The organism is Helicobacter pylori, from assembly GCF_030062585.1.
GTDB lineage: Bacteria > Campylobacterota > Campylobacteria > Campylobacterales > Helicobacteraceae > Helicobacter > Helicobacter pylori_CN.
Map to the genome: position 1 here is coordinate 566,356 of NZ_CP071935.1, position 24,031 is coordinate 590,386.

Annotated in this window: 25 protein-coding genes; 20 read left to right on the forward strand and 5 right to left on the reverse strand. The window is 36.2% G+C overall.

Annotated features, from left to right (window positions below):
• Positions 1 to 126: 126 nt before the first annotated feature.
• From csd3 to cagG, 11 genes are all read left to right on the forward strand, one after another.
• On the forward strand, positions 127 to 1,347 hold the full coding sequence (gene csd3, locus J5F42_RS02715) for a peptidoglycan DD-metalloendopeptidase Csd3 (protein WP_097699890.1): 1,221 nt from the start codon (positions 127 to 129) through the stop codon (positions 1,345 to 1,347).
• A complete protein-coding gene (locus J5F42_RS02720) occupies positions 1,347 to 1,985 on the forward strand; it encodes an NUDIX hydrolase (RefSeq protein WP_097699891.1) in 639 nt (212 codons plus the stop codon). Before csd3 ends, J5F42_RS02720 begins: the two co-directional genes overlap by 1 nt.
• Positions 1,986 to 1,995: 10 nt before the next feature.
• Positions 1,996 to 3,348 (forward strand): plasminogen-binding protein PgbA, encoded by a 1,353-nt coding sequence (gene pgbA / locus J5F42_RS02725; protein WP_097699892.1) that lies wholly within the window; start codon positions 1,996 to 1,998, stop codon positions 3,346 to 3,348.
• Between the two features lie 4 nt (positions 3,349 to 3,352).
• On the forward strand, positions 3,353 to 4,732 hold the full coding sequence (glcD, locus tag J5F42_RS02730; protein WP_283491518.1) for a glycolate oxidase subunit GlcD: 1,380 nt from the start codon (positions 3,353 to 3,355) through the stop codon (positions 4,730 to 4,732).
• A 22-nt stretch (positions 4,733 to 4,754) separates the two neighbouring features.
• Positions 4,755 to 5,519, forward strand: a complete 765-nt coding sequence (dapB, locus tag J5F42_RS02735) for a 4-hydroxy-tetrahydrodipicolinate reductase (protein ID WP_283491519.1) — start codon at positions 4,755 to 4,757, stop codon at positions 5,517 to 5,519.
• Between the two features lie 512 nt (positions 5,520 to 6,031).
• Positions 6,032 to 6,259, forward strand: coding sequence for a cag pathogenicity island protein B (gene cagB / locus J5F42_RS02740; protein WP_000428886.1), 228 nt, complete (start codon positions 6,032 to 6,034; stop codon positions 6,257 to 6,259).
• Positions 6,260 to 6,427: 168 nt separating this feature from the next.
• Positions 6,428 to 6,775 carry a cag pathogenicity island type IV secretion system protein CagC gene (gene cagC, locus J5F42_RS02745; RefSeq protein WP_283491520.1) on the forward strand — a complete coding sequence of 116 codons (348 nt, stop codon included), beginning with the start codon at positions 6,428 to 6,430 and terminating at the stop codon, positions 6,773 to 6,775.
• 1 nt (position 6,776) lies between these two features.
• Positions 6,777 to 7,400 (forward strand): cag pathogenicity island type IV secretion system protein CagD, encoded by a 624-nt coding sequence (cagD, locus tag J5F42_RS02750; RefSeq protein ID WP_283491521.1) that lies wholly within the window; start codon positions 6,777 to 6,779, stop codon positions 7,398 to 7,400.
• An 8-nt stretch (positions 7,401 to 7,408) separates the two neighbouring features.
• On the forward strand, positions 7,409 to 10,360 hold the full coding sequence (gene cagE / locus J5F42_RS02755) for a cag pathogenicity island type IV secretion system ATPase CagE (RefSeq protein WP_283491522.1): 2,952 nt from the start codon (positions 7,409 to 7,411) through the stop codon (positions 10,358 to 10,360).
• Position 10,361: 1 nt separating this feature from the next.
• Positions 10,362 to 11,168, forward strand: a complete 807-nt coding sequence (gene cagF / locus J5F42_RS02760; protein ID WP_097699139.1) for a type IV secretion system chaperone CagF — start codon at positions 10,362 to 10,364, stop codon at positions 11,166 to 11,168.
• A 54-nt stretch (positions 11,169 to 11,222) separates the two neighbouring features.
• Positions 11,223 to 11,651, forward strand: a complete 429-nt coding sequence (gene cagG, locus J5F42_RS02765) for a cag pathogenicity island type IV secretion system translocation protein CagG (protein ID WP_078249171.1) — start codon at positions 11,223 to 11,225, stop codon at positions 11,649 to 11,651.
• Here cagG and J5F42_RS02770 read toward each other — a convergent pair.
• Entirely contained in the window at positions 11,648 to 11,848 is a 201-nt protein-coding gene (locus J5F42_RS02770; RefSeq protein WP_000562352.1) for a hypothetical protein, read from the reverse strand. The two genes, cagG and J5F42_RS02770, sit on opposite strands and share 4 nt — an antisense overlap.
• On the opposite strand from J5F42_RS02770, the gene J5F42_RS02775 reads away from it, so the two are divergent.
• The 3 genes from J5F42_RS02775 to cagL are packed head-to-tail and all read left to right on the forward strand — an operon-like array spanning position 11,835 to position 14,645.
• Entirely contained in the window at positions 11,835 to 12,779 is a 945-nt protein-coding gene (locus tag J5F42_RS02775; RefSeq protein WP_001920864.1) for a hypothetical protein, read from the forward strand. The two genes, J5F42_RS02770 and J5F42_RS02775, sit on opposite strands and share 14 nt — an antisense overlap.
• Before the next feature lie 10 nt (positions 12,780 to 12,789).
• The gene (cagI, locus tag J5F42_RS02780) at positions 12,790 to 13,935 is read left to right on the forward strand and encodes a cag pathogenicity island type IV secretion system translocation protein CagI (RefSeq protein ID WP_097699141.1); all 1,146 of its coding nucleotides are present in this window, start codon (positions 12,790 to 12,792) and stop codon (positions 13,933 to 13,935) included.
• Entirely contained in the window at positions 13,932 to 14,645 is a 714-nt protein-coding gene (gene cagL / locus J5F42_RS02785) for a cag pathogenicity island VirB5 family T4SS-associated adhesin CagL (protein WP_097639153.1), read from the forward strand. The genes cagI and cagL overlap by 4 nt, the downstream gene beginning before the upstream one ends.
• 80 nt (positions 14,646 to 14,725) lie before the next feature.
• Here the strand turns inward: cagL and cagN are convergent, their stop codons facing one another.
• Together cagN and cagM are read right to left on the reverse strand one after the other, a co-directional pair.
• Entirely contained in the window at positions 14,726 to 15,646 is a 921-nt protein-coding gene (cagN, locus tag J5F42_RS02790) for a cag pathogenicity island type IV secretion system protein CagN (protein ID WP_097639152.1), read from the reverse strand.
• Positions 15,647 to 15,660: 14 nt separating this feature from the next.
• Positions 15,661 to 16,791, reverse strand: a complete 1,131-nt coding sequence (gene cagM, locus J5F42_RS02795) for a type IV secretion system apparatus protein CagM (protein WP_078294566.1) — start codon at positions 16,789 to 16,791, stop codon at positions 15,661 to 15,663.
• A gap of 613 nt (positions 16,792 to 17,404) precedes the next feature.
• Here cagM and cagP point away from each other — a divergent pair.
• The 4 genes from cagP to cagS all read left to right on the forward strand — a co-directional run bounded on the left by cagP (position 17,405) and on the right by cagS (position 19,544).
• The gene (cagP, locus tag J5F42_RS02800; RefSeq protein WP_000812858.1) at positions 17,405 to 17,749 is read left to right on the forward strand and encodes a cag pathogenicity island protein CagP; all 345 of its coding nucleotides are present in this window, start codon (positions 17,405 to 17,407) and stop codon (positions 17,747 to 17,749) included.
• 310 nt (positions 17,750 to 18,059) lie between these two features.
• Complete coding sequence (locus J5F42_RS02805; protein WP_079337943.1) at positions 18,060 to 18,245, forward strand: hypothetical protein; 186 nt, start codon at positions 18,060 to 18,062, stop codon at positions 18,243 to 18,245.
• Positions 18,182 to 18,562, forward strand: a complete 381-nt coding sequence (cagQ, locus tag J5F42_RS02810; protein WP_097699142.1) for a cag pathogenicity island type IV secretion system protein CagQ — start codon at positions 18,182 to 18,184, stop codon at positions 18,560 to 18,562. The genes J5F42_RS02805 and cagQ overlap by 64 nt, the downstream gene beginning before the upstream one ends.
• 382 nt (positions 18,563 to 18,944) lie before the next feature.
• Entirely contained in the window at positions 18,945 to 19,544 is a 600-nt protein-coding gene (gene cagS / locus J5F42_RS02815) for a cag pathogenicity island protein CagS (RefSeq protein WP_000069543.1), read from the forward strand.
• Between the two features lie 201 nt (positions 19,545 to 19,745).
• Here cagS and cagT read toward each other — a convergent pair whose 3' ends face one another.
• Positions 19,746 to 20,588 carry a type IV secretion system apparatus protein CagT gene (cagT, locus tag J5F42_RS02820; protein ID WP_000776470.1) on the reverse strand — a complete coding sequence of 281 codons (843 nt, stop codon included), beginning with the start codon at positions 20,586 to 20,588 and terminating at the stop codon, positions 19,746 to 19,748.
• Between the two features lie 35 nt (positions 20,589 to 20,623).
• Positions 20,624 to 21,280 (reverse strand): cag pathogenicity island translocation protein CagU, encoded by a 657-nt coding sequence (cagU, locus tag J5F42_RS02825; protein WP_001000423.1) that lies wholly within the window; start codon positions 21,278 to 21,280, stop codon positions 20,624 to 20,626.
• Between the two features lie 380 nt (positions 21,281 to 21,660).
• Between cagU and cagV the strand changes: the two genes are divergently transcribed.
• Both cagV and cagW read left to right on the forward strand, forming a co-directional pair.
• Positions 21,661 to 22,419 (forward strand): cag pathogenicity island type IV secretion system protein CagV, encoded by a 759-nt coding sequence (cagV, locus tag J5F42_RS02830; protein ID WP_000900801.1) that lies wholly within the window; start codon positions 21,661 to 21,663, stop codon positions 22,417 to 22,419.
• Between the two features lie 4 nt (positions 22,420 to 22,423).
• Positions 22,424 to 24,031 carry a cag pathogenicity island VirB6 family T4SS protein CagW gene (gene cagW, locus J5F42_RS02835; protein WP_283491523.1) on the forward strand — a complete coding sequence of 536 codons (1,608 nt, stop codon included), beginning with the start codon at positions 22,424 to 22,426 and terminating at the stop codon, positions 24,029 to 24,031.

Here is a 24,031-nt window from a genome sequence, read left to right on the forward strand (position 1 = left end):
TATCAATAAAACGCGCTTCATAAAGCTATAAAAACAAGGCTGGGCTTTAAACTTGTATCGTTTTTCTTTAATGGCTTATGTTATACTAATAAAATACAGATTCAATTGAAGGCATTAAACGACTGCATGGTATTTTTTCATAAGAAAATTATTTTAAATTTTATCTATTCTTTAATAGTTGCTTTTTTATTCCCTTTATCCTATGGGGTTCTTTTAAAAGCCGATGGAATGGCTAAAAAGCAAACTTTATTGGTGGGCGAAAGGCTTGTGTGGGATAAGCTCACGCTGTTAGGGTTTTTAGAAAAAAACCATATTCCCCAAAAACTCTACTACAACCTAAGCTCTCAAGATAAAGAATTGAGCGCTGAAATCCAAAGCAATGTTACCTACTACACTTTAAGAGATGCAAATAACACGCTCATTCAAGCCCTTATCCCTATAAGCCAGGATTTGCAAATCCATATTTACAAAAAAGGGGAGGATTATTTTTTAGACTTTATCCCCATTGTTTTCACTCGTAAAGAAAGAACCCTCCTTCTTTCCTTACAAACTTCGCCCTATCAAGATATTGTCAAAGCCACCAATGACCCCCTTTTAGCCAACCAATTGATGAACGCGTATAAAAAAAGCGTGCCTTTTAAACGCCTAGTGAAAAACGATAAAATCGCTATCGTTTATACAAGGGATTATCGTGTGGGGCAAGCGTTTGGCCAGCCGACCATTAAAATGGCAATGGTTAGCTCTCGTTTGCACCAATACTATCTTTTTTCCCATTCAAACGGGCGTTATTATGACTCAAAAGCACAAGAAGTAGCAGGGTTTTTACTAGAAACCCCGGTGAAATACACCCGCATTTCTTCGCCTTTTTCTTATGGGAGGTTCCATCCTGTTTTAAAAGTCAGACGGCCTCATTACGGCGTGGATTATGCGGCTAAACATGGCAGCTTGATCCATTCAGCATCAGACGGCCGTGTGGGTTTTATAGGGGTTAAGGTAGGGTATGGGAAGGTGGTTGAAATCCATTTGAATGAATTGCGCTTGGTGTATGCTCACATGAGTTCTTTTGCTAAGGGGTTGAAAAAAGGCTCGTTCGTTAGAAAAGGACAAATCATAGGCAGAGTGGGAAGCACGGGTTTAAGCACCGGGCCGCATTTGCATTTTGGCGTGTATAAAAACTCCCGCCCTATCAATCCTTTAGGCTATATCCGCACCGCTAAAAGCAAATTATACGGCAAGCAAAGAGAGGTTTTTTTAGAAAAAGCTCAGCATTCTAAGCAAAAATTAGAAGAACTTTTTAAAACCCATTCTTTTGAAAAAAATTCATTTTATCTTTTAGAGGGTTTTTAATGTCTTATTTTAAGAATATTTTCAATCAAAAATCTTTAGTGGATGATTCCAGTGTGTATTTAGAGCCTTGTTCTGGCTCTAATTTTATAGAATTAAAGCGCATGCATTATAATGAAGAGAATACTAAGAAAACATGGGATATTATTAAGTCTTTAGACAGCGTGGCTATTTTGCTTTATGAAAAAGAATCCGATTGCTTTGTGATTGTGAAACAATTCCGCCCAGCCATTTATGCTCGTAATTTTTATTTTAAGCGCGATCAAGATCAAAATATTGACGGATACACTTATGAATTGTGCGCGGGGCTTGTGGATAAGGCTAATAAGAGTTTAGAAGAAATCGCTTGCGAAGAAGCGCTAGAAGAATGCGGTTATCAAATTAGCCCTAAAAATTTAGAAACCATAGGCCAATTTTATAGCGCGACCGGCTTGAGCGGGAGTTTGCAAACGCTCTATTACGCTGAAGTGCATAAGAATTTGAAGGTTTCAAAGGGTGGGGGGATTGATGCAGAAAAGATTGAAGTGCTGTTTTTAGAGCGATCAAAAGCTCTTGATTTTATAATGGATTTTCAATACGCTAAAACCACCGGATTGTCTTTAGCCATTTTATGGCATTTAAAAAAGTTTAAAAATGTTTAAAAGGAATTGTATGTTAAGGCTTTTGATAGGACTTCTTCTAATGAGTTTTATAAGCTTGCAATCAGCCTCTTGGCAAGAACCCTTAAGAGTGAGTATAGAATTTGTGGATTTGCCTAAAAAAATCATTCGTTTTCCGGCTCATGATTTGAAAGTGGGGGAGTTTGGTTTTGTCGTTACTAAACTTTCAGATTATGAAATCGTTAATTCTGAAGTGGTCATTATTGCCGTTGAAAATGGCGTCGCAACGGCTAAATTCAGAGCGTTTGAGTCTATGAAACAAATCCATTTACCCACTCCAAGAATGGTCGCTAGAAAGGGGGATTTAGTCTATTTTAGGCAATTCAACAACCAAGCGTTTTTAATCGCTCCTAATGATGAACTCTATGAGCAAATCAGAGCGACTAACACCGATATTAATTTTATTAGCTCTGATTTGTTGGTTACCTTTTTGAATGGGTTTGACCCAAAAACCGCTAATTTAAGGAAAGCGTGCAATGTTTATAGCGTGGGGGTGATTTATATTGTAACCACGAACACGCTCAATATTTTAAGCTGTGAGAGTTTTGAAATTTTAGAAAAAAGAGAGCTAGATACAAGCGGTGTTACTAAAACTTCCACGCCGTTTTTTTCTAGGGTTGAGGGCATTGATGCAGGCACGCTAGGGAAACTTTTTTCAGGCAGTCAGTCTAAAAATTACTTCGCTTACTATGACGCTTTAGTAAAAAAAGAAAAACGCAAAGAAGTGAGGATTAAAAAGCAAGAAGAAAGGATTGATTCTAGAGAAATTAAACGAGAAATCAAGCAAGAAGCCATTAAAGAGCCTAAAAAAGCCAATCAAGGCGCAGAAAACGCTCCCACTTTAGAAGAGAAAAACTACCAAAAAGCAGAGCGAAAACTTGACACTAAAGAAGAAAGGCGTCGTTCAAGAGATGAAAGGAAGAAAACTAAAGCCACCAAAAAGGCTATGGAATTTGAAGAAAGAGAAAAAGAGCATGATGAAAGAGACGAAAAAGAGACTGAAGGAAGAAGAAAAGCTTTAGGAATGGATAAAGGCAATGAAAAAGTCAATGCCAAAGAAAACGAGCAAGAAATCAAGCAAGAATCCGCTAATGAGCCAAGTAGTGAAAACAACGCCACTCCAAAAGACACAGAAAACACTCCTGTCTTAAAAGAAAACGCCTCTAAAAAAGAAGCGCCAAAACCAAGCTCTAAAGAGGAAAAACGCCGCTTGAAAGAAGAAAAGAAAAAAGCCAAAGCCGAACAAAGAGCGAGGGAATTTGAACAAAGAGCGAGGGAACATCAAGAAAGAGATGAAAAAGAGCTTGAAGAAAGAAGAAAAGCTTTAGAAATGAATAAGAAGTAAGCCCATGTTAGAGAAGCAACACATCCAATACTTTAAAAACCTGGTAGGGGGAGAGGATTTTTTCACCGATTTAGCGCATTTGAACGCTTATTGCTATGACGCTACCAAAGAAAGGCATTTGCCTAGCGGTGTGATTTTCCCTAAAAATGAGCAAGAAATCAGCCAGATCTTAAAATATTGCAACGAGCATCGCATCATCGTTGTGCCTAGGGGGGCTGGGAGCGGTTTTACAGGGGGGGCGTTGAGCGTGAGCGGGGGGCTAGTTTTAAGCGTAGAAAAGCATTTGGATAAGATTTTAGAGATTGACACTAAAAATTTAATCGCTAGAGTAGAACCGGGCGTGATTAACAAGCATTTCCAAAACGAAGTGGAAAAGTTGGATTTATTCTACCCTCCAGATCCAGCGAGCGAAAATCAAAGCACTTTGGGGGGGAATGTCGCTGAAAATGCCGGTGGCATGCGCGCGGCTAAATACGGCATCACTAAAGATTATGTCATGGCTTTAAGGGTGGTTTTAGCGAATGGCGAAATCATAAGGGCGGGCAAAAAAACGATTAAAGATGTCGCCGGCTTTAATATCGCAGGGCTGATGATCGCTAGTGAGGGATGTTTGGGCGTGATTTCTGAAATCACTTTAAAGCTTTTAGCCAAACCGCCCCTAAAACAAAGCGCAATGGGGGTTTTTAACCATATTGAAGACGCCATGAACGCTGTTTATAAGACAATGAGCAGTGGGGTTACGCCTGTGGCGATGGAATTTTTGGATAATTTGAGTATAAGGGCTGTGGAAGAACGATTTTCTAAAGGCTTACCCAAAGACGCTGGAGCGATACTCATCACTCAAGTGGATGGCGTGGTAAAAGAGCAGATTGCATGGCAACTCAATGAGATAGAAAAGCATTTCAAAGTCAATGGGTGCGTGGATTTTAAGATCGCTCAAAACGAACAAGAAGAGCAGGATTTGTGGTTTTCAAGGCGTAACGCTTCTCAAAGTATTAGCGTTTATGGTAAAAAGAAGTTGAATGAAGACGTGACCGTTCCTAGGGCGAGTTTGCCGAGTTTGTTGCAAGAAGTCGCCAAAATCAGCCATAAATACGGCTTTAAAATCCCTTGCTTTGGGCATACGGGCGATGGTAATGTGCATGTGAATATCATGCTAGAAGATCCTAAAAGAGATTTAGAAAAAGGGCATAAGGCTATGGAAGAGATTTTTCAGGCCGCTATTAGTTTGGAGGGGACTTTAAGCGGGGAGCATGGCATAGGCTTGTCTAAAGCCAAATTCATGCCTTTAGCGTTTAATCATAGTGAAATGGAGCTTTTTAGGAACATTAAAAAAGCCCTTGATCCTAATAATATTTTAAACCCTTTTAAAATGGGGCTGTAAGGTTTAAAAGCAAGGAAAGCGCATGAAAATCGGTGTTTATGGAGCGAGCGGTCGTATAGGGAAACTGCTCTTAGAAGAATTAAAGGGGGGGTATAAGGGATTAGAGCTGTCTAGCGTGTTTGTCAGGCAAAAATGCGAAACGGATTTTAGCTCTTTTTCACACGCCCCTTTAGTAACCAATGATTTAAAAGCGTTTGTGAGGGCATGCGAATGCGTGATTGATTTTTCTTTACCTAAAGGCGTGGATCATTTGCTAGAGGCTCTTTTAGAATGCCCTAAAATTTTAGTTTCTGGCACAACCGGTTTAGAAAAAGAAACGCTAGAAAAAATGCAAAAATTAGCCTTAAAAGCGCCGCTTTTGCACGCGCACAACATGTCTATAGGGATTATGATGCTTAACCAATTAGCCTTTTTAGCTTCTTTGAAATTAAAAGATGCGGATATTGAAATTATAGAAACGCACCACAATCTCAAAAAAGACGCTCCGAGCGGCACAGCGTTGAGTTTGTATGAAACTTGCGCTAAGGCTAGGGGGTATGATGAAAAAAACGCCCTAATCACTCACAGAGAAGGTTTGCGCTCTAAAGAAAGCATTGGCATAGCCGCTTTAAGGGGGGGCGATGTCGCCGGGAAGCACACGATAGGGTTTTATTTAGAGGGCGAATACATAGAGCTTAGCCATACGGCGACTAACCGATCTATTTTTGCTAAAGGGGCTTTAGAAGTGGCTCTATGGCTTAGAGATAAAGCCGCTAAAAAATATGAAATCAGCGAAATGTTTGGTTGAACGCTTGAACCTTTTTTGTGTAGATGGTTCATGCTTCTATAATGGGAATACCGCTCTTTGTTAGCCTTATTAAAGGGCTTTTACTATACTATAAGGCTTGCATTAAAAGGGTTTGTTTTGTAAGGATTGATCTTGCCTTGGGTTAGTAACATATATAATATTTGGCATTTTTTCATTAATATTGAAAAAGTCCGATCGTTGCAAGCGTCTAAAGGCTAGGGACGATTCACATTTTTACCCACAATTAACAAAAATTTGCTAAAATAGAAAAATTTTAACAAGAATAAGAAATAAGAAATAAGAAATAAGAAATAAGAAATAAGAAATAAGAAATAAGCCTTTTTGAAGAAATCAAATGCAACGCTAAAGATGGTTGGAGAAATGGCTGGGAGCAAGGTGGGTGCATGAAGCGTTCTAAAAATAGTTTGGTTTGTGTGTCATGCTTACTATAGCATGTAAGCATGTATTTGTAATTAAGCGTTTGTGATCCACAGATCCACATGGGAAACAAAATGGAAAACAAATCAATAGGACAGATTTTCAAAGACAGCTTCAAAAAAAGTTTCTTTAGTGGTCTATGGAGTTGCTTAAAATGGAGCTTTATCCTCACTCTGATCAGCTTGGGTTTGTTTCTGCTTGTTTTTAGGTTTCAACCTGAGACGATTAAAAAATACATCAAAGATCCTAAAGATCTACAATTCTACAACGACTTGAGAAAGAAAAATGGTTGGGACAAGTAGGTTTATTGTTCCTAAATTATGCCAGTTGCCAAACAAAAGCGTCGGTTTTGATTTGAATCAAAAAGGATACACGCTAGACCAGTTAATCTAGTAGTGCTTGCGTGAAAGTGTAAAAATATTTTTTTTATGGTATAATAACACCATTTATTCCAATCTGAAAGGAAACGCATGAAATTTCTTACAAGAATCACTGACAGCTACAAGAAAGTTGTAGTAACTTTAGGGCTAGTGATAACAACCAATCCTTTAATGGCGATCAACTCTCCTGCAACAGGCGTTACTGAGACTAAAACTTTGGTTATTCAGATCATTTCTGTTCTAGCGATCGTAGGTGGTTGCGCTCTAGGGGTCAAAGGCATAGCGGATATTTGGAAAATCTCTGATGACATCAAAAGAGGTCAGGCAACTGTTTTTGCTTACGCGCAACCCATAGCTATGTTAGCGGTGGCAGGCGGTATTATCTATTTGAGCACTAAGTTTGGCTTCAATATTGGCGAGAGTGGAGGAGCTAGCTAAATTGATCAACAATAATAGTAATAAAAAACTAAGAGGCTTTTTTTTGAAAGTTCTCTTAAGTCTCGTTGTTTTCAGTTCGTATGGGTCAGCCAATGATGACAAAGAAGCCAAAAAAGAAGCGCTAGAAAAAGAAAAAAACACTCCCAATGGGCGTGTTTATACGAATTTAGATTTTGATAGTTTCAAGGCGACTATCAAAAATTTGAAAGACAAGAAAGTAACTTTCAAAGAAGTCAATCCCGATATTATCAAAGATGAAGTTTTTGACTTCGTGATTGTCAATAGAGTCCTTAAAAAAATAAAGGATTTGAAGCATTACGATCCAGTTATTGAAAAAATCTTTGATGAAAAGGGTAAAGAAATGGGATTGAATGTAGAATTACAGATCAATCCTGAAGTGAAAGACTTTTTTACTTTTAAAAGCATCAGCACGACCAACAAACAACGTTGCTTTCTGTCATTGCGCGGAGAAACAAGAGAAATTCTATGCGATGATAAGCTATACAATGTTTTATTGGCTGTATTCAATTCTTATGACCCTAATGATCTTTTGAAACATATTAGCACCGTAGAGTCTCTCAAAAAAATCTTTTATACGATTACATGTGAAGCGGTATATCTATAAAGAGAGGGGTGTTTGTGGCAAGCAAGCAGGCTGATGAACAAAAAAAGCTAGTTATAGAGCAAGAGGTTCAAAAGCGGCAGTTTCAAAAAATAGAAGAGCTTAAAGCAGACATGCAAAAGGGTGTCAATCCTTTTTTTAAAGTCTTGTTTGATGGGGGGAATAGGTTGTTTGGTTTCCCTGAAACTTTTATTTATTCTTCTATATTTATATTGTTTGTAACAATTGTATTATCTGTTATTCTTTTTCAAGCCTATGAACCTGTTTTGATTGTAGCGATTGTTATTGTGCTTGTAGCTCTTGGATTCAAGAAAGATTATAGGCTTTATCAAAGAATGGAGCGAGCGATGAAATTTAAAAAACCTTTTTTGTTTAAGGGCGTGAAAAACAAAGCGTTCATGAGCATTTTTTCCATGAAGCCTAGTAAAGAAATGGCTAATGACATCCACTTAAATCCAAACAGAGAAGACAGACTTGTGAGCGCTGCAAACTCCTATCTAGCGAATAACTATGAATGTTTTTTAGATGATGGGGTGATCCTTACTAATAACTATTCTCTTTTAGGCACAATCAAATTGGGGGGTATTGATTTTTTAACCACCTCTAAAAAAGATCTCATAGAGTTACACGCTTCTATTTATAGCGTTTTTAGGAATTTTGTTACCCCTGAATTCAAATTCTATTTTCACACTGTTAAAAAGAAAATCGTTATTGATGAAACCAATAGGGACTATAGTCTTATTTTTTCTAATGATTTCATGCGAGCCTATAATGAGAAGCAAAAGAGAGAAAGTTTTTATGATATTAGTTTTTTTCTGACCATAGAGCAAGATTTATTAGACACTCTCAATGAACCCGTTATGAATAAAAAGCATTTTGCAGACAATAATTTTGAAGAGTTTCAAAGGATTATTAGAGCCAAGCTTGAAAACTTCAAGGATAGGATAGAGCTCATAGAAGAGCTATTGAGCAAATACCACCCCACTAGATTGAAAGAATACACCAAAGATGGCATTATTTATTCCAAACAATGCGAGTTTTATAATTTTCTTGTGGGAATGAATGAAGCCCCTTTTATTTGCAACCGAAAAGACTTGTATCTCAAAGAAAAAATGCATGGTGGGGTGAAAGAAGTTTATTTTGCTAATAAGCATGGAAAAATCTTAAATGATGATTTGAGTGAAAAATATTTTAGCGCTATTGAGATCAGTGAATACGCCCCTAAATCACAGAGCGATTTGTTTGATAAAATCAACGCTCTAGACAGCGAATTTATCTTTATGCATGCTTATTCGCCTAAAAACTCACAAGTTTTAAAGGACAAACTGGCTTTCACCTCTAGAAGGATTATTATTAGTGGAGGCTCTAAAGAGCAGGGCATGACTTTGGGTTGCTTGAGCGAATTAGTGGGTAATGGTGATATTACGCTAGGCAGTTATGGTAATTCTTTAGTGCTGTTTGCTGATAGCTTTGAAAAAATGAAACAAAGCGTTAAGGAATGTGTCTCTAGTCTTAACGCTAAAGGTTTTTTAGCCAACGCAGCGACTTTCTCTATGGAAAATTACTTTTTTGCCAAACATTGCTCTTTTATTACGCTTCCTTTTATTTTTGATGTAACTTCTAATAATTTCGCTGATTTTATCGCTATGAGGGCTATGAGTTTTGATGGCAATCAAGAGAATAACGCTTGGGGCAATAGTGTGATGACGCTAAAAAGCGAGATCAATTCGCCTTTTTATCTGAACTTCCACATGCCTACTGATTTTGGTTCAGCTTCAGCAGGACACACTTTAATACTTGGCTCAACAGGTTCAGGTAAGACAGTGTTTATGTCAATGACTCTAAACGCTATGGGGCAATTTGCCTATAATTTTCCTGCTAATGTCAGCAAAGACAAGCAAAAGCTCACTATGGTCTATATGGATAAAGATTATGGCGCTTATGGGAATATTGTCGCAATGGGTGGGGAGTATATCAAGATTGAGCTAGGGACAGATACAGGATTAAATCCTTTTGCTTGGGCGGCTTGCGTGCAAAAAACAGATGCAACAATGGAACAAAAACAAACAGCTATTTCTGTTGTCAAAGAGCTTGTGAAAAACCTAGCGACCAAAAGCGATGAAAAAGATGAAAATGGCAACAGCATCTCTTTTAGCCTAGCAGATTCTAACACGCTTGCAGCGGCAGTAACCAACCTTATCACAGGAGATATGAACCTAGATTATCCCATCACTCAACTTATCAATGCTTTTGGAAAAGACCACAATGATCCTAATGGGCTTGTCGCACGATTAGCGCCTTTTTGCAAATCAACCAATGGTGAATTTCAATGGCTTTTTGATAATAAAGCAACAGATCGCTTAGATTTTTCAAAAACGATTATTGGCGTTGATGGGTCAAGTTTCTTAGACAATAATGATGTTTCACCCTTTATTTGTTTTTACCTTTTCGCTCGTATCCAAGAGGCAATGGATGGGCGTAGATTTGTCTTAGATATTGATGAAGCGTGGAAATATTTAAGCGATCCAAAGGTCGCTTATTTTGTGAGAGACATGCTAAAAACTGCAAGGAAAAGAAACGCTATTGTCAGACTTGCGACTCAAAGCATCACTGATCTTTTGGCTTGCCCTATTGCTGATACGATTAGAGAACAATGCCCTACAAAGATTTTTTTGAGAAACGATGGGGGTAATCTTTCTGATTACCAAAGATTAGCTAATGTTACAGAAAAAGAATTTGAAATCATCACTAAGGGGCTAGATAGGAAAATTCTCTACAAACAGGATGGAAGCCCTAGCGTTATCGCTAGTTTTAATTTGAGAGGCATTCCTAAAGAATATTTGAAAATTTTATCCACAGATACTGTATTTGTCAAAGAAATTGACAAGATTATCCAAAACCATAGTATCATAGATAAATATCAGGCCTTGAGGCAAATGTATCAACAAATAAAGGAGTATTAAAATGAAACAAAGTTTGCGCGAACAAAAATTATTGAAAATTTTAGAAAATGATGTCTTGACGATTTTGGATAGTTTTTCTAATTACCTTTTTGAACTGAGAGAAGAGTTGGACTTCATAGAAGAAGAAATGGAAGGTGAAATCACTGAACAAAACCTTACCGCTCTTTATGATTTTTCTAATTTCTTAGAAGACCATGTCAATGTGTTTTATGAGAATGTTTTGAATATAGATGATATCAAAACAGAACACCTTTATTCAGGTCTCATAGATAGTCTTAACGCTAATCTTCACTTTGTCAAGTCATTTCTCAGTAATCAGGATTTAGACTTCCGCTTTTTTAAAGAAATAAACGAAGGGCAAGATCCCCAAAAAACATTATCAAGATTAATTCCTCTTCAAAGTGGGAAAAATGATGCAAGCTCGTTTAAAGCCAATAATTCTTTTGTTTCATTAGTTTATGTTTATGCTTACTTCATGCTAGAAACTATCAGGCAGTCGTATAGGATTCTCAGATTACTAGAAAAACCTATCAATAACAACATAAGCGAGGATATGCAGAACGATATAGAGAATTTTTTTGTTCAAGCAAATTTTTTAGAATACTATGTTCAGAACAAAATATACCCAACCAATCATGCCTATGACTTCACGCATTTGATCATGGACTCTATTATTCCTAATTGGATTCAAACTGATATGAGCGTTGAAGCTAAAAAGAAAGAGCTTTTTGAAAAATATTTTCAAAACATTGATGAAGTAACAAACAAAATGCTCGATCAAGAAAATCAAAACAAAAACAGCGATTGAGTGGTGTTAATGCGCTAGAATAATGCTAAAAATAAGAATAAAGGAGTCAAAAGTATGAAAACGAATTTTTATAAAATTAAATCACTATTTGCTTGGTGTCTTATCATTGGCATGTTTAACGCTCCGCTTAACGCTGACCAAAACACGGATATAAAAGATATTAGTCCTGAAGATATGGCGCTAAATAGCGTGGGGCTTGTTTCTAGAGATCAACTAAAAATAGAGATCCCTAAAGAAACCCTAGAGCAAAAAGTGGCCGTACTCAATGACTATAATGATAAGAATGTTAATATCAAGTTTGACAACATAAGTTTAGGGAGTTTTCAACCTAATGATAATCTAGGTATCAATGCGATGTGGGGCATTCAAAATCTTCTCATGAGCCAAATGATGGGCGATTACGGTCCAAACAATCCTTTCATGTATGGTTATGCGCCAACATACTCAGATTCATCGTTTTTACCACCGATCTTAGGGTATTAACTAGGGGGTATTAACATGGCAGGCACACAAGCTATATATGAATCATCTTCTGCAGGCTTCTTATCGGAAATTTCCTCAATCATCTCAAGCACAAGTGGTGTCGCAGGGCCATTTGCAGGAATAGTAGCGGGCGCTATGTCAGCAGCGATTATTCCTATTGTTGTGGGATTTACTAATCCGCAAATGACCGCTATCATGACCCAATACAATCAAAGCATCGCTGAAGCTGTAAGCGTGCCTATGAAAGCCGCTAACCAACAATACAACCAATTGTATCAAGGTTTTAACGATCAAAGCATGGCTGTGGGGAACAATATCTTAAATATCAGCAAATTAACAGGGGAATTTAACGCGCAAGGCAACACGCAAGGCGCGCAAATTGGTGCTGTCAATAGTCAGATTGCGAGCATTTTAGCGAGTAACACTACCCCTAAAAATCCTAGTGCTATTGAAGCTTATGCGACGAATCAAATCGCTGTTCCTAGCGTGCCAACAACGGTTGAAATGATGAGCGGTATATTAGGCAATATTACAAGCGCGGCACCAAAATACGCCCTAGCTCTACAAGAGCAACTGCGTTCTCAAGCAAGCAACAGCTCAATGAATGACACAGCCGATTCCCTTGATAGCTGTACCGCTTTAGGTGCACTTGTTGGCTCATCAAAAGTGTTTTTTAGTTGCATGCAAATTTCTATGACGCCCATGAGCGTTTCTATGCCCACTGTTTATGCCAAATACCAAGCGTTAGCCACTAATGCCCTAACTTCAGGCGTTAATCCTATGACCACCCCTGCATGCCCTATTGGGGACAAGGTTCTTGCTGTTTATTGCTATGCTGAAAAAGTAGCAGAAATTTTGAGAGAATACTATATAGAATTTGTGAAAAACAATACCAATTTGTTGCAGAACGCTTCTCAAATGATACTCGGTCAATCAGGATTAGCTACTAGCACCTATGACACTCAAGCGATTTCTAACATAAGCTCGCTATATAATTACAATATAGTAGCGAATAAATCTTTTTTGAAATCGCATTTGACTTACCTTGATTACATCAAAGACAAGCTTAAGGGGCAAAAAGATAGCTACTTAACAGAAAGGGTGCAAACTAAAATAATCGTGAAGTGAGGAAAGAGATGTGAAATGTTTTTTAAGCATATTTTCTTTCTTGACTTTTTGTGGCTTGTCCTTGAATGGTGCAGAGGTAGTAATGACGCTTGAACCTGCCTTAAAAGCCATTCAGGCGGACGCACAAGCCAAACAAAAAACCGCTCAAGCCGAATTAAAAGCCATAGAAGCTCAGTCTAGTGCCAAAGAAAAAGCCATTCAAGCGCAAATAGAGGGAGAATTGAGAACCCAGCTTGCAACCATGAGCGCTATGTTAAAAGGGGCTAATGGCGTTATTAATGGTGTCAGTGGCATGACAGGGGGGTTTTTTGCAGGTTCAGACATCTTGCTTGGCGTCATGGAAGGGTATTCAAGCGCGCTTAGCGCATTGGGGGGGAATGTCAAAATGATCGTGGAAAAACAAAAAATTAACACCCAAACAGAAATCCAAAACATGCAAATCGCGCTCCAAAAAAATAACGAAATAATCAAGCTCAAAATGAACCAGCAAAACGCTCTCTTAGAAGCGTTAAAAAACAGCTTTGAACCGAGCGTTACTCTAAAAACACAAATGGAAATGCTTTCTCAAGCTTTAGGAAGTTCTTCTGATAACGCTAAATACATCGCTTACAATACGATCGGCATCAAGGCGTTTGAAGAAACCTTAGAAGGTTTTGAAACATGGTTGAAAGAGGCTATGAAAAAAGCGACCCTTATTGACTACAATTCCCTAACAGGTCAGGCTTTGTTTCAAAGCGCCATCTATGTGCCTGCTCTTAGTTTTTTTTCAAGCATGGGCACACCATTTGGAATCATTGAAACATTCACTCTAGCACCCACAAAATGCCCCTATCTTGATGGGCTAAAAATTTCAGCATGCCTTATGGAACAGGTTATTCAGAATTACAGAATGATTGTAGCCCTTATTCAAAATAAACTGAGTGATGCAGATTTTCAAAATATCGCTTATTTGAATGGGATCAATGGAGAAATCAAAACCTTAAAAGGATCAGTAGATTTGAACGCGCTCATAGAAGCTGCTATCTTAAACGCAGAAAATCATTTAAACTATATAGAGAATCTTGAAAAAAAAGCCGACCTTTGGGAAGAACAACTGAAATTAGAGAGAGAAACGACAGCAAGAAACATTGCCGGCTCTAAAGTTATTGTCAAATGAAAACACTCGTGAAAAATACCATATCTTCTTTTTTGCTATTGTCTGTTTTGATGGCAGAAGATATAACAAGCGGCTTAAAGCAACTGGATAGCACCTACCAAGAGACCAACCAACAAGCGCTCAAAAACTTAGATGAAATTTTTTCAACCACTAGCCCTAGCGCTAATGATAAAATGGGTGAAGAAGATGCTCTAAACATCAAAAAAGCGGCCATGGCTTTGAGAGGAGATTTAGCGTTATTGAAAGCCAATTTTGAAGCGAATGAGTTATTTTTCATCTCAGAAGATGTGATTTTTAAGACTTATATGTCTAGCCCTGAACTTTTATTAACCTATATGAAAATCAATCCCTTAGACCAAAAGACTGCTGAACAGCAATGCGGAATATCCGATAAAATTTTAGTTCTTTATTGTGAGGGGAAGCTGAAAATCGAGCAAGAAAAACAAAATATAAGAGAGCGTTTAGAAACTTCTCTAAAGGCGTATCAGAGCAACATTGGAGGTACAGCTTCTTTAATCATTGCTTCACAGACGCTTGTAGAAAGCCTAAAGAATAAAAATTTCATCAAAGGAATCAGAAAGCTTATGTTAACTCAAAACAAGGTTTTTTTAAATTATTTAGAGGAGTTGGACGCATTAGAAAGATCCCTAGAACAAAGCAAGCGACAATACCTACAAGAAAGGCAATCAAGTAAGATCATTGTCAAATGATTTTCTGAGATGACAAGCTATGATTTCTCATTTTTGGGATTTGTTTCTCTAGTTGTTTTTTGGGCTAATAATTTGGATCGCTATTTTTTTCCATGAGCGATGCTTTGTTCTATTTGATTAATGACGCTATTGGGCAGTTCAGATTTAGAGCGATTGTTTGAGAATGTTGCATCTTTTGCTTCATTTTCTTTTGTATCAGTAGCTCCAAACTCGCTTGCATTTGTAGTATCTTGGTAGCTATTTTCTTGCTCCATTTCTTTTTTTCTCTTCTCACAAATAGCGCACGAAGCTATAAGAAAGGTTCTATTGTTGCTGTTATTAAGAGCGAGTTTTAAACCACTCAGGTGTTGTCTAGAAAACTTGTTATTTTCTGTCTCTATTTCTTGAATTTTTTCTAATAAGGGGGCAAGAATTTTTTGATCCTTGATTCCTTTGATCAAACACTTTCTTAACCCATCATAATCGTTGCTTGAAATAATACACTTATTGATAACGATTTCAATTTCAGGCGTTCTCCACTCATTAGGCACAAGCGGAGCAGTAGGTTTTACAAAAGCTTCATTCACCTTATTGATCATCTCATCAAAGTTATCATCTTTATTAGATTTGGTTTCAGTGGAAGAATTGCTATTAGGGTTGTCATTCAAAGGGTTAGCGTTAATTTCGTTTAATTCTTGCAATCCTCTGTGCTTAGCCGCTTTTTTTTGAACAGAAGAGTTGTTCTTTTTTTCAAACGCTTCAATATTCTTTTGAATTTGCTCTACTCTCGCCCTATCATTCCGTAATTTTTCTCTCAAAGCGTTAGTGGCGAATTCTTTTTCCTCTTTTGTAATTTCTTTGTCGTCATGTCTTTGATAGAGTGTTTTGATTTTTTTAAAGCCTAAAGCCACCAATTCTTTGTATTCACTCGGTAATAATGCCGTATTGATAGCGTTTAAGCCCCCATAAACAACCAAAGAATAAAGAGCGACAGAACCTAATTTTTTGAAGATACTTTTCAAGAGCGTCTCCTTTCTTATTCAAAGGGATTATTCTTGGCAACATTGTTTCGGTATGCAGAAACCACTGTTTTGAAGAAATTAAATATCTTGTAGTGTTCTTTTTGCATAGTGGTTTTGTCATGCATCATAGGATCGCTATCTACGAAAATATTGTATTCATTAGTCTTTTTTAATATAGATTTTTTGGATTGGGTATCAAAATTGAAGCTGTCTAAAACCAACAAACACAATTTTTGTTTTTGAGCGAAACTCAATTTTTGATTGGTAAAGTTTTTAGTCAGAGTATTCAATTCCACATCATCTTTGACATTTTTCAACAAGTTAGAAAAAGCCTCATAGCCCTTTAAGTATTTCTCATTGATCTTATCAATCGCCATGCTAAACGCCAAGCGTTCCGAGTTAAAAATAAGCGTGTTAGTAGCTTTTTGAGCAATATCTTTTGCTTTGGAGTCAAATTTGTTTCTTTCAAGCTGTAAGTAATAATCTATATTATCCAATTCTTTTCTGCTCAATAGATTAGAAATGTTATTGGAATATTCTTCAATCGCTTGCTTGTAAGATAAAGCTAATCGGCTCGCTTTTTTGTTTTGTTCTTCATCTAAAGAAAACACACCCATTTGAAGCAAAGCCTGAGCCTTATCTTTAGTGGTAGCGGTAGTTTTTTTAAAAATACTGCTCGTTTTCACCTGAGGGTAGTAATAACTCAAACGCTCCTTATCCTCTTTGGTGAATGTTTCTTGGTTTAAAACATAGGCATAAGGGTTAGGAAGAAGTTTCTTATAGAGAGGGTTATCTTTTAAGGCTTGCTCTAGATCACCATAAGCCTTTGACTTAGCAGTAAGGATTTTACCTCTTGTCTCTTTCTCTAGAGCCTCTTTTTCTTTTTTGTATTTGTTCTCTAAGTCTAAAAGGACTTTAGCTCTGTAATCCACAAGCTCTTTGATTTTTTGTTTTCTAAAAACCAAGTCTTCTAAGAAATCATGCGTATTGTTTAAGAGCTTCTTGCGAGCCTTAAGAGCGTCTTCTTTTGCAGCCACTTCTTCTTGTTCTTTTTTTATCTCGTTGAAAAATGAACCAAACTGCTCCACATTAGCCGACAAAACTCCAAACGCAACCAATGAGCTAAAAACGATTTTTGCAAGCATCTTATAGTTTTTGTAACCTTAAAATTTCAAAAAATATCAATACATTTTACCACAATTTCCACAAAACTATGGATCAAAACTTTTCCATATTCAAAAGGTAAGTAAAATCTAGGTCTTTGAGTATCAAGTTAATAAAATAATAGCTCATTTTTGAAAAATAATAGATCACATCTGAGCGTGTTTAGCTAGTATTCAAAAAGGTTTTTGATTGGATCAGATTAGGGATTATTGAAATCATAAAAATTCAAAAGGGCTTTTTCCATTTTTTGGTATAACAATAACATTACCTTTCTTAATATAGTGTTATGTTTTTCTTGCTTGTATGCGGCTTGTTGGTATTTTTTAAGTTTCTCTTAAGGTTATTTTTATACAATGGATTGGTGTTTTTTGGATAGAAACTCCTTTATTCCTTGATAGGTGTTTTCTGTTCTTTGTTTGGCATAAACAAACAAATCGTTGGTTTGTGCTATACCACATGCTAGTATCAGCATAGTAGGGTATTCTTTGGGATTTTGAGCTAGATTAAGGTGGTTTTTTAAAAGACTTATTATTTCCTATGCTCCTTTGCTCCTTTATAGGTTCACCGCCTTGAACTATTGCTTTAAAAACCAAAATGAAACAACCGATTAGCAAATTAAAACAAAACTTCTTACAATTCAAACATTCTTTCAATAAACATTTAGATAAGTACAGCCTTTATTATAGGCTGTTCAATATTAGCTCTATCGTTATAGGTTTTTTAATAGGGCTTTTTTCTTATGGGGCAGGGGTGATTTTAGTTTATCCAATATTATTCTTATTTGCTCTTATAACAAAACCTAGCTTTTTTTATTACACTACTTATCTTTTGCTACTCGTTTCTCTCAGCATAATAAGCAAATACTATCTCTTAAGCCACGCAAATTTCACGATGAAGCTAATCATACTTATGACTCAATGGCAAAATTGGTTCTTATGATTCGTTCAAAAATTTCTCAAGACTTGATTTAGAGAAATTTCTTTATTTCCAAACATTAGCATAAAACCTTACTGACTAAAAACTAAAATCTTTTTAAGCGCATACCCAAAGCTAGCTTATTTGAAAAAACCAATCTATTTTTGGTATTCAAATCCTAAAACCCCATGATTTTAAATTTAAAGGAGCGTTTTTTAAAAATAATTCTGCATCTAGTGTGTTAGTAATTTGTTTTTGATATGGTGGTGGTTTTCCAAATTAATATTGAGAAAAATTTGCTATAATTAGGAGATAAAAATAAAAAGGATATGGCTTGTTTGGTGGCAAAATATTTGATTTTTTTGCGATTGGTGGCTACTTATCGCTTGATTTCATGAGTAATCTTACCAATAGATTCAAGAATTTTCTTAGTAGCTTTAGGTATGCTATTGTGAAATGCTTCCTACTAAAACACGCATTAGAGATCCGAACAAGCAAGAACTTACACAACCAAAAATAAAAGGACTGATCATGGGAAAAATTTTAGCTTCTTTGTTGGGTGGCGGAACAAATCTTTTTACAGGTTTATCCAGTGATTTGTTTTCTATGATATTAAATTTTTTGTTCTTTCTGATGTTAATGATGGGACTTAATGAAGCATTAGGGAAAAAATTTAACTTGCCTATGGACAATATCAAGAATTTTATGGCAGAAGTGCTGAAGAATGGATTCGATAGTATCAAAAACATGGGATCTGCTTTGGTTGGTAATGGTTTTGGTAGCAACAAATCAGACAAAGCCACTAATAAAATGAGTGTCTCTCAAGTAAGACTCTAGTGGTGTATTAACTCTCTAAAGATGAAATTTTTTCATCTTTCATGCAGAGCTTTGTTTGATCAACAAGGCAATAGATTACTAGCTGAATGTTATGATTTTATTACTTAAGACTCCTTTTTGAAAATGAGTTATCTTGACTCTTTATTTTAGTTGTAACGCATTCTTACAACTTATCTTGCTTTATAACATTAAAACTTTTTTAAATCGGTTTAGGGCTATTTGTGAAAGCGTTTTTTGATGGTTAAAAAAATAGTTTCTTGCTCTTTGAATTATGACCGCTCTGAAATTTTCACACAACAGATATTGTATAATTTCAATATAAACCTTTACGATCTGAACAATCTAAAGAGAAACCAAATCCATTGAAGGGATTAAGAGCGATATGAGTAATAACATGCGAAAACTCTTCTTAATGATTGCCAACTCAAAAGATAAGAAAGAAAAACTTATTAAGAGCTTGCAAGAGAACGAACTTTTAGGCACTGATGAAAAAAAGAAAATCATGGATCAAATAAAAACCATGCATGATTTTTTTAAACAGATGCATACAAACAAGGGAGCGTTAGATAAGGTTCTAAGAAATTACATGAAAGATTATCGCGCTGTTATCAAAAGCATTGGTATTGATAAATTTAAAAAGGTTTATCGTTTGCTTGAGAATGAGACTATGGAACTGTTGCATGCGATTGCAGAAAATCCTAATTTCTTATTCTCCAAATTTGATCGATCAATTCTTGGAATATTTCTGCCTTTCTTCAGCAAGCCCATCATGTTTAAGATGAGTATTAGAGAAATGGACTCGCAAATAGAATTGTATGATACTAAGCTCCCACTATTGAAATTGTTTGTGATGACAGATGAAGAAGTGAATTTCTATGCTAATCTAAAAACCATTGAACAATATAACGACTATGTTAGGGATTTGCTGATGAAATTTGATCTTGAAAAATACATGGAAGAAAAAGGAGTGCAAAATGCTTGATATGGAAAACGAACAAAAAATCTCGGTGTAACTAACAAAATTCAGTTTGAAAAATATTCGTCTTGGGCAGAGACAGAATTAAAAAATGATGAGCACTTTAAAAAGATTACCTACTTGATCGCCTTACCTATCAAGTAAAGCTAACGCCCGTTGGCGTTTCTCTCTACCCTTAGAAAAATCTATTCTCTCCTTTTCTTTCAATCACTTACCACTGAGCAAACTTCTGATTTGATTGCGTAAGTATTCATTCTCTCTTTCTTCTTGCAACTTCTCCCTAACTTCTTCCTCTTTGGCTTGCATGTTCAAGTTGCCATTCTTAAAAATCTCAGAACTAATCACATTCTGCCTCATTTGATAACCTGCACGATTACTCAATGTTTCTAAAATTTCTCGTTGGTTATTTTTCCTAGTGGTATATTCTTGTTCCTTGTCTTGCAAGAGAGTTTTGTAATACTGATTGATTTTTTCTAGCTGGGCTTTTTCTCTTGCCACTTCATTGATCACTTGCTTGTTGTTTGCTCCACTCACATCATAGCCATGCAAGTTTTTTGTGTTAGCTCCTAGCATTGGCTGACTTCCTTGCAACACATCAAAGGTCTGTGGTTGTTCTTTGTTGTTGGGATTATCATTGTAGTTACTCGCTATCATCACCACACCCTTTTGATTCAAAGTAGGCTGCAAGTAAAAATCAATGTCAGATCTTGCTCCATTAGCTTGGAAGTAATTCTTGTATTGAAGGATCTTATTAGCATCGCCTATGAGCGTAATCTTTTTAGAATGATGAACAAGTTTGAAAGTTAGTACAACTTGTTTATTATCCAACAAATAGTCCTTGTAATTTGGCAACTTCACTTGCACCATGAATGGTGTGTCTTTGAGTTTGTCGTTTAAGGGGATCTCACTATACTTCTCTATCAGTTCATTATACACAGGCGTATAAACATGGTTCTTTTGTTTCACCACTTTTTTCGCATAATTACTGCACGCGCTTAAAGTTAAGCACAGAATTGTCGCACCGATTAAAACACTTGCTCTCAGTTTCATTGTTGTTTCTCCTTATTGCTCTCGTTTCATTAGTTTCATTCTGCACCGCCTTGTTTCTTTGAAGTGAAAAGACCATTGATAAAATTTTTTATACCAATAACCTTAATAACTTTATAAATCAAATAGCCCATACCTATGAAGCAAATGTTTTTCAAAACAAAGAGTACCTTGTCGTTAGTGCTACCAATTCCTAAGATATATAGTTCATAAATAGATCTAATTGTTTCTAATCCAAAAAACAAAACCGCACCCACACCAAAGGCATAGTAAAAATACTGAAGTTTTAGTTTTGTTTTTAGACTTTCCACTAGCTCCATGTTTTTGCTAGTTCTTAAAAATACAAAATAGATTGCAAACAAAACAAATATCCCACCCATACACAATCCTAACAGATGCTCTAGTCCCCCTATATATCCTAAGAATGAATGAGCATATGCTTCCATTATTCTTTGCTTGGCTTGTCCTATCTGCATCAGAAGTTCATACCTTTTTTCTTGCGGTAGCTTTTCTATTTCTATTAGGATATTTTTCAACTCTTCTTGATTCTTTAAAGCTTCGTGAAATCTTTGCTCCCCTAAACTCCCTTTGGGATATAATGAGTCTAGCAAATTTAAGAGATCATTGCTCTGTGAGTTGCTAGGTGGTGGGGCGTTTAGCGGATTAGGTCCATGATGCTCTGTTGTATCGTTCATGAAGCTCCTTTCAAGAATTAAATTGAGAACTTATTTTGATATTATACCATTCTCTCTCTAGGTTGCGATTGTCTTATCTCTTTGAATTAGGCGCTTCTAAAATTTCATTACTAAGTTACGACTGCTTACTCATTGCTCTTACTTTTTGAGTTGCATCGTGTTTCATCTTGCTTCTTATTTGAAGCAATTCGCTGCTTACATTGCTTATAAGGAATCTTTGCTCAACACCTTATCCAAAAAGATTCTTATTATAAGGTTTTTTCAAATACATATTTTTACAGAAATTTTGCTATAATTAGAGTTATTTTAAGGAGTTTTTAATGAAAAATCTCTCAAGTTTTACAACCAACAAACCAATAATTAAACAATAAAGCTGTCGCATGTTGGGGAAAAAAAACGAGGAAGTCTTGGTTGATGAAAATTTAGTTGGGGGTGTGATAGCCCTTGATAGATTGGCAAAACTCAATAAGGCCAATAGGACTTTCAAAAGGGCTTTTTATCTCTCTATGGCACTCAATGTCGCCGCTGTAACGAGTATTGTAATGATGATGCCTTTGAAGAAAACGGATATATTTGTTTATGGCATTGATCGATACACAGGAGAATTTAAAATTGTCAAACGATCCGATGCTAGGCAAATTGTCAATTCTGAAGCCGTTGTGGATAGTGCAACTTCAAAATTTGTCTCATTGCTGTTTGGTTATAGTAAAAATTCTTTGAGGGATCGCAAGGATCAACTAATGCAATATTGCGATGTGAGTTTTCAAACCCAAGCAATGAGAATGTTCAATGAAAATATCAGACAATTCGTGGATAAAGTCCGAGCAGAAGCTATCATTAGCTCTAACATACAAAGAGAAAAAGTCAAAAATAGTCCCTTAACGAGATTAACATTTTTCATTACCATCAAAATCACACCTGATACGATGGAAAATTATGAATATATTACTAAAAAACAAGTAACTATTTATTATGATTTTGCTAGAGGCAACTCTTCTCAAGAAAATCTTATCATCAATCCTTTTGGCTTCAAAGTGTTTGACATTCAAATCACAGATTTGCAAAACGAACAGACGGTAAGCGAAATTTTGAGAAAGATTAAAGAAGTGGAAGCGAAAAATAAGACATTAGAGAAATAAGAGCATGTTTAATATCAAAAGGACTTTTTTAATAACGATCATGAGCTTTTTTCTCATTGTTCCTAATTGGTTGAAAGCTATTGATTTGCCCATTGTTTCAAATCTCAAAATTTACCAAACAGTTTATTGCATGCTGATACCGAGTTATGTTTTAACCAACAAGAGTTTTGCAGATATTTTGACAGGCTATACATCTATTGGCCAATCAGGGAGTGGAAAGAGTTCAGGGCAGGGTGTGATCGAAGCGCTTAGCACACCATTAGCCACAAGTTTAGCCGCTAGCAATCTGGTGAAATATTTGAACACTTTAGGTCCTTTATGGGGATCGGCGTGGGCAAGTGTTGCTACAGCTATACAAGGTTTTGCTCTAACGCCATCAAGTGGCTGTAATTTTGGTTGGAACGCATTGATAAATAAAAACATAGACATATCCATGGATAGCGTGCTAGACAATTTGAGCAACAAGATTCAGAATTTTACCAAAGGCGGTGTTGAGGACAATGTGAAAGGCAATATTCTTTTACAAATAATTGGCTCAATAACCGCTCAAGCTTCTACGAATATTACAGCTGATGGTTTAATTTGGCTGATTGGTAAAGAATTCACTGCAAATAAACTGCAAAACAACACTACAGCCATGCTTGCTTTTGCCGCACTAGAATCTGTTGTCAAAGGAGCGGACGCTGCTGTTCTTCCTGCATATGGTGTAGTCAATCTGCCTGACATTATCATAGGGCAAGGGTCATATCTTGATTTTGTTTCTTACCTAATTTATATTGTTTTTGGGATTTTTGTTTTCATTTCTTTTATGAAATTGAGGGATATTTCAAATGGCATTCAGCTTAACATAGGTTTTGAATACATGCGATTTGTTGGGGGGACATTATTCAAAATGGCGATGGTCTCTTTTATCGCCTATGCAGGTTTTGGTTATCTTTATAAAATCTCTTATTCCATTTATTTTGGTTTAGCAGGCGCTTTTGGGCTGAATCAAGTTCTTTTTTGGGCTTTAGATTTAGTGCTGAATTACACTGTTAATTCAATTTTACCTGCGGTAAGAGCTGTTTTTTCTAATGTTGGCAACAACGCTCCTAGTTTGTTACAAGGCTTGCAAGTGGCAGGTATTTCTTTATTTGCTATTTTTATGCAAGTAACTATCATTATGAGAATAAGCACTGTGGTTGTGAAACCTTTGATAGCTGGGGCTTTTAGCGGTATTGTGTTCCCTATTGCGGTATGTTTGATCGTGCTAGATTGGTTCAAAGATTCTATGAAAAACATATTGATATGGTTTATTAATAATTTGTTTATCCTGGTTCTAGCTATTCCTATTTTGCTCTTTGGTGTTTTGGCATTATTGGCATTCAATTTGACCATAACGCCCTCTGTTGCTATACAAAACATCAATCAAGGGGGACTAGGTATCGATTCAACTATTGCGAGTTTGATCACCCTATTTATTTTAAAAGGTTTCATAGAGACGATTATTGAGAGTGTCAATGCGATCGTTAATACCATTTTCAGCTCTGTTTCTATGGATGGTAGCAGAATGGATAGAGAAAGAGATGCCTTAATGATAGGAAGAGTTGGTGGATCTATGTTTAAAGGATAA

Excerpts from the sequence above, each read along its gene's own strand:
- csd3 (WP_097699890.1), top strand. The coding sequence starts at position 127 with ATGGTATTTTTTCATAAGAAAATTATTTTAAATTTTATCTATTCTTTA.
- J5F42_RS02720 (WP_097699891.1), top strand. The coding sequence starts at position 1,347 with ATGTCTTATTTTAAGAATATTTTCAATCAAAAATCTTTAGTGGATGAT.
- pgbA (WP_097699892.1), top strand. The coding sequence starts at position 1,996 with ATGTTAAGGCTTTTGATAGGACTTCTTCTAATGAGTTTTATAAGCTTG.
- glcD (WP_283491518.1), top strand. The coding sequence starts at position 3,353 with ATGTTAGAGAAGCAACACATCCAATACTTTAAAAACCTGGTAGGGGGA.
- dapB (WP_283491519.1), top strand. The coding sequence starts at position 4,755 with ATGAAAATCGGTGTTTATGGAGCGAGCGGTCGTATAGGGAAACTGCTC.
- cagB (WP_000428886.1), top strand. The coding sequence starts at position 6,032 with ATGGAAAACAAATCAATAGGACAGATTTTCAAAGACAGCTTCAAAAAA.
- cagC (WP_283491520.1), top strand. The coding sequence starts at position 6,428 with ATGAAATTTCTTACAAGAATCACTGACAGCTACAAGAAAGTTGTAGTA.
- cagF (WP_097699139.1), top strand. The coding sequence starts at position 10,362 with ATGAAACAAAGTTTGCGCGAACAAAAATTATTGAAAATTTTAGAAAAT.
- cagG (WP_078249171.1), top strand. The coding sequence starts at position 11,223 with ATGAAAACGAATTTTTATAAAATTAAATCACTATTTGCTTGGTGTCTT.
- J5F42_RS02775 (WP_001920864.1), top strand. The coding sequence starts at position 11,835 with ATGACCGCTATCATGACCCAATACAATCAAAGCATCGCTGAAGCTGTA.
- J5F42_RS02770 (WP_000562352.1), bottom strand. The coding sequence starts at position 11,848 with ATGATAGCGGTCATTTGCGGATTAGTAAATCCCACAACAATAGGAATA.
- cagL (WP_097639153.1), top strand. The coding sequence starts at position 13,932 with ATGAAAACACTCGTGAAAAATACCATATCTTCTTTTTTGCTATTGTCT.
- cagM (WP_078294566.1), bottom strand. The coding sequence starts at position 16,791 with ATGCTTGCAAAAATCGTTTTTAGCTCATTGGTTGCGTTTGGAGTTTTG.
- cagP (WP_000812858.1), top strand. The coding sequence starts at position 17,405 with ATGAAACAACCGATTAGCAAATTAAAACAAAACTTCTTACAATTCAAA.
- cagQ (WP_097699142.1), top strand. The coding sequence starts at position 18,182 with ATGCTTCCTACTAAAACACGCATTAGAGATCCGAACAAGCAAGAACTT.
- cagS (WP_000069543.1), top strand. The coding sequence starts at position 18,945 with ATGAGTAATAACATGCGAAAACTCTTCTTAATGATTGCCAACTCAAAA.
- cagT (WP_000776470.1), bottom strand. The coding sequence starts at position 20,588 with ATGAAACTGAGAGCAAGTGTTTTAATCGGTGCGACAATTCTGTGCTTA.
- cagU (WP_001000423.1), bottom strand. The coding sequence starts at position 21,280 with ATGAACGATACAACAGAGCATCATGGACCTAATCCGCTAAACGCCCCA.
- cagV (WP_000900801.1), top strand. The coding sequence starts at position 21,661 with ATGTTGGGGAAAAAAAACGAGGAAGTCTTGGTTGATGAAAATTTAGTT.
- cagW (WP_283491523.1), top strand. The coding sequence starts at position 22,424 with ATGTTTAATATCAAAAGGACTTTTTTAATAACGATCATGAGCTTTTTT.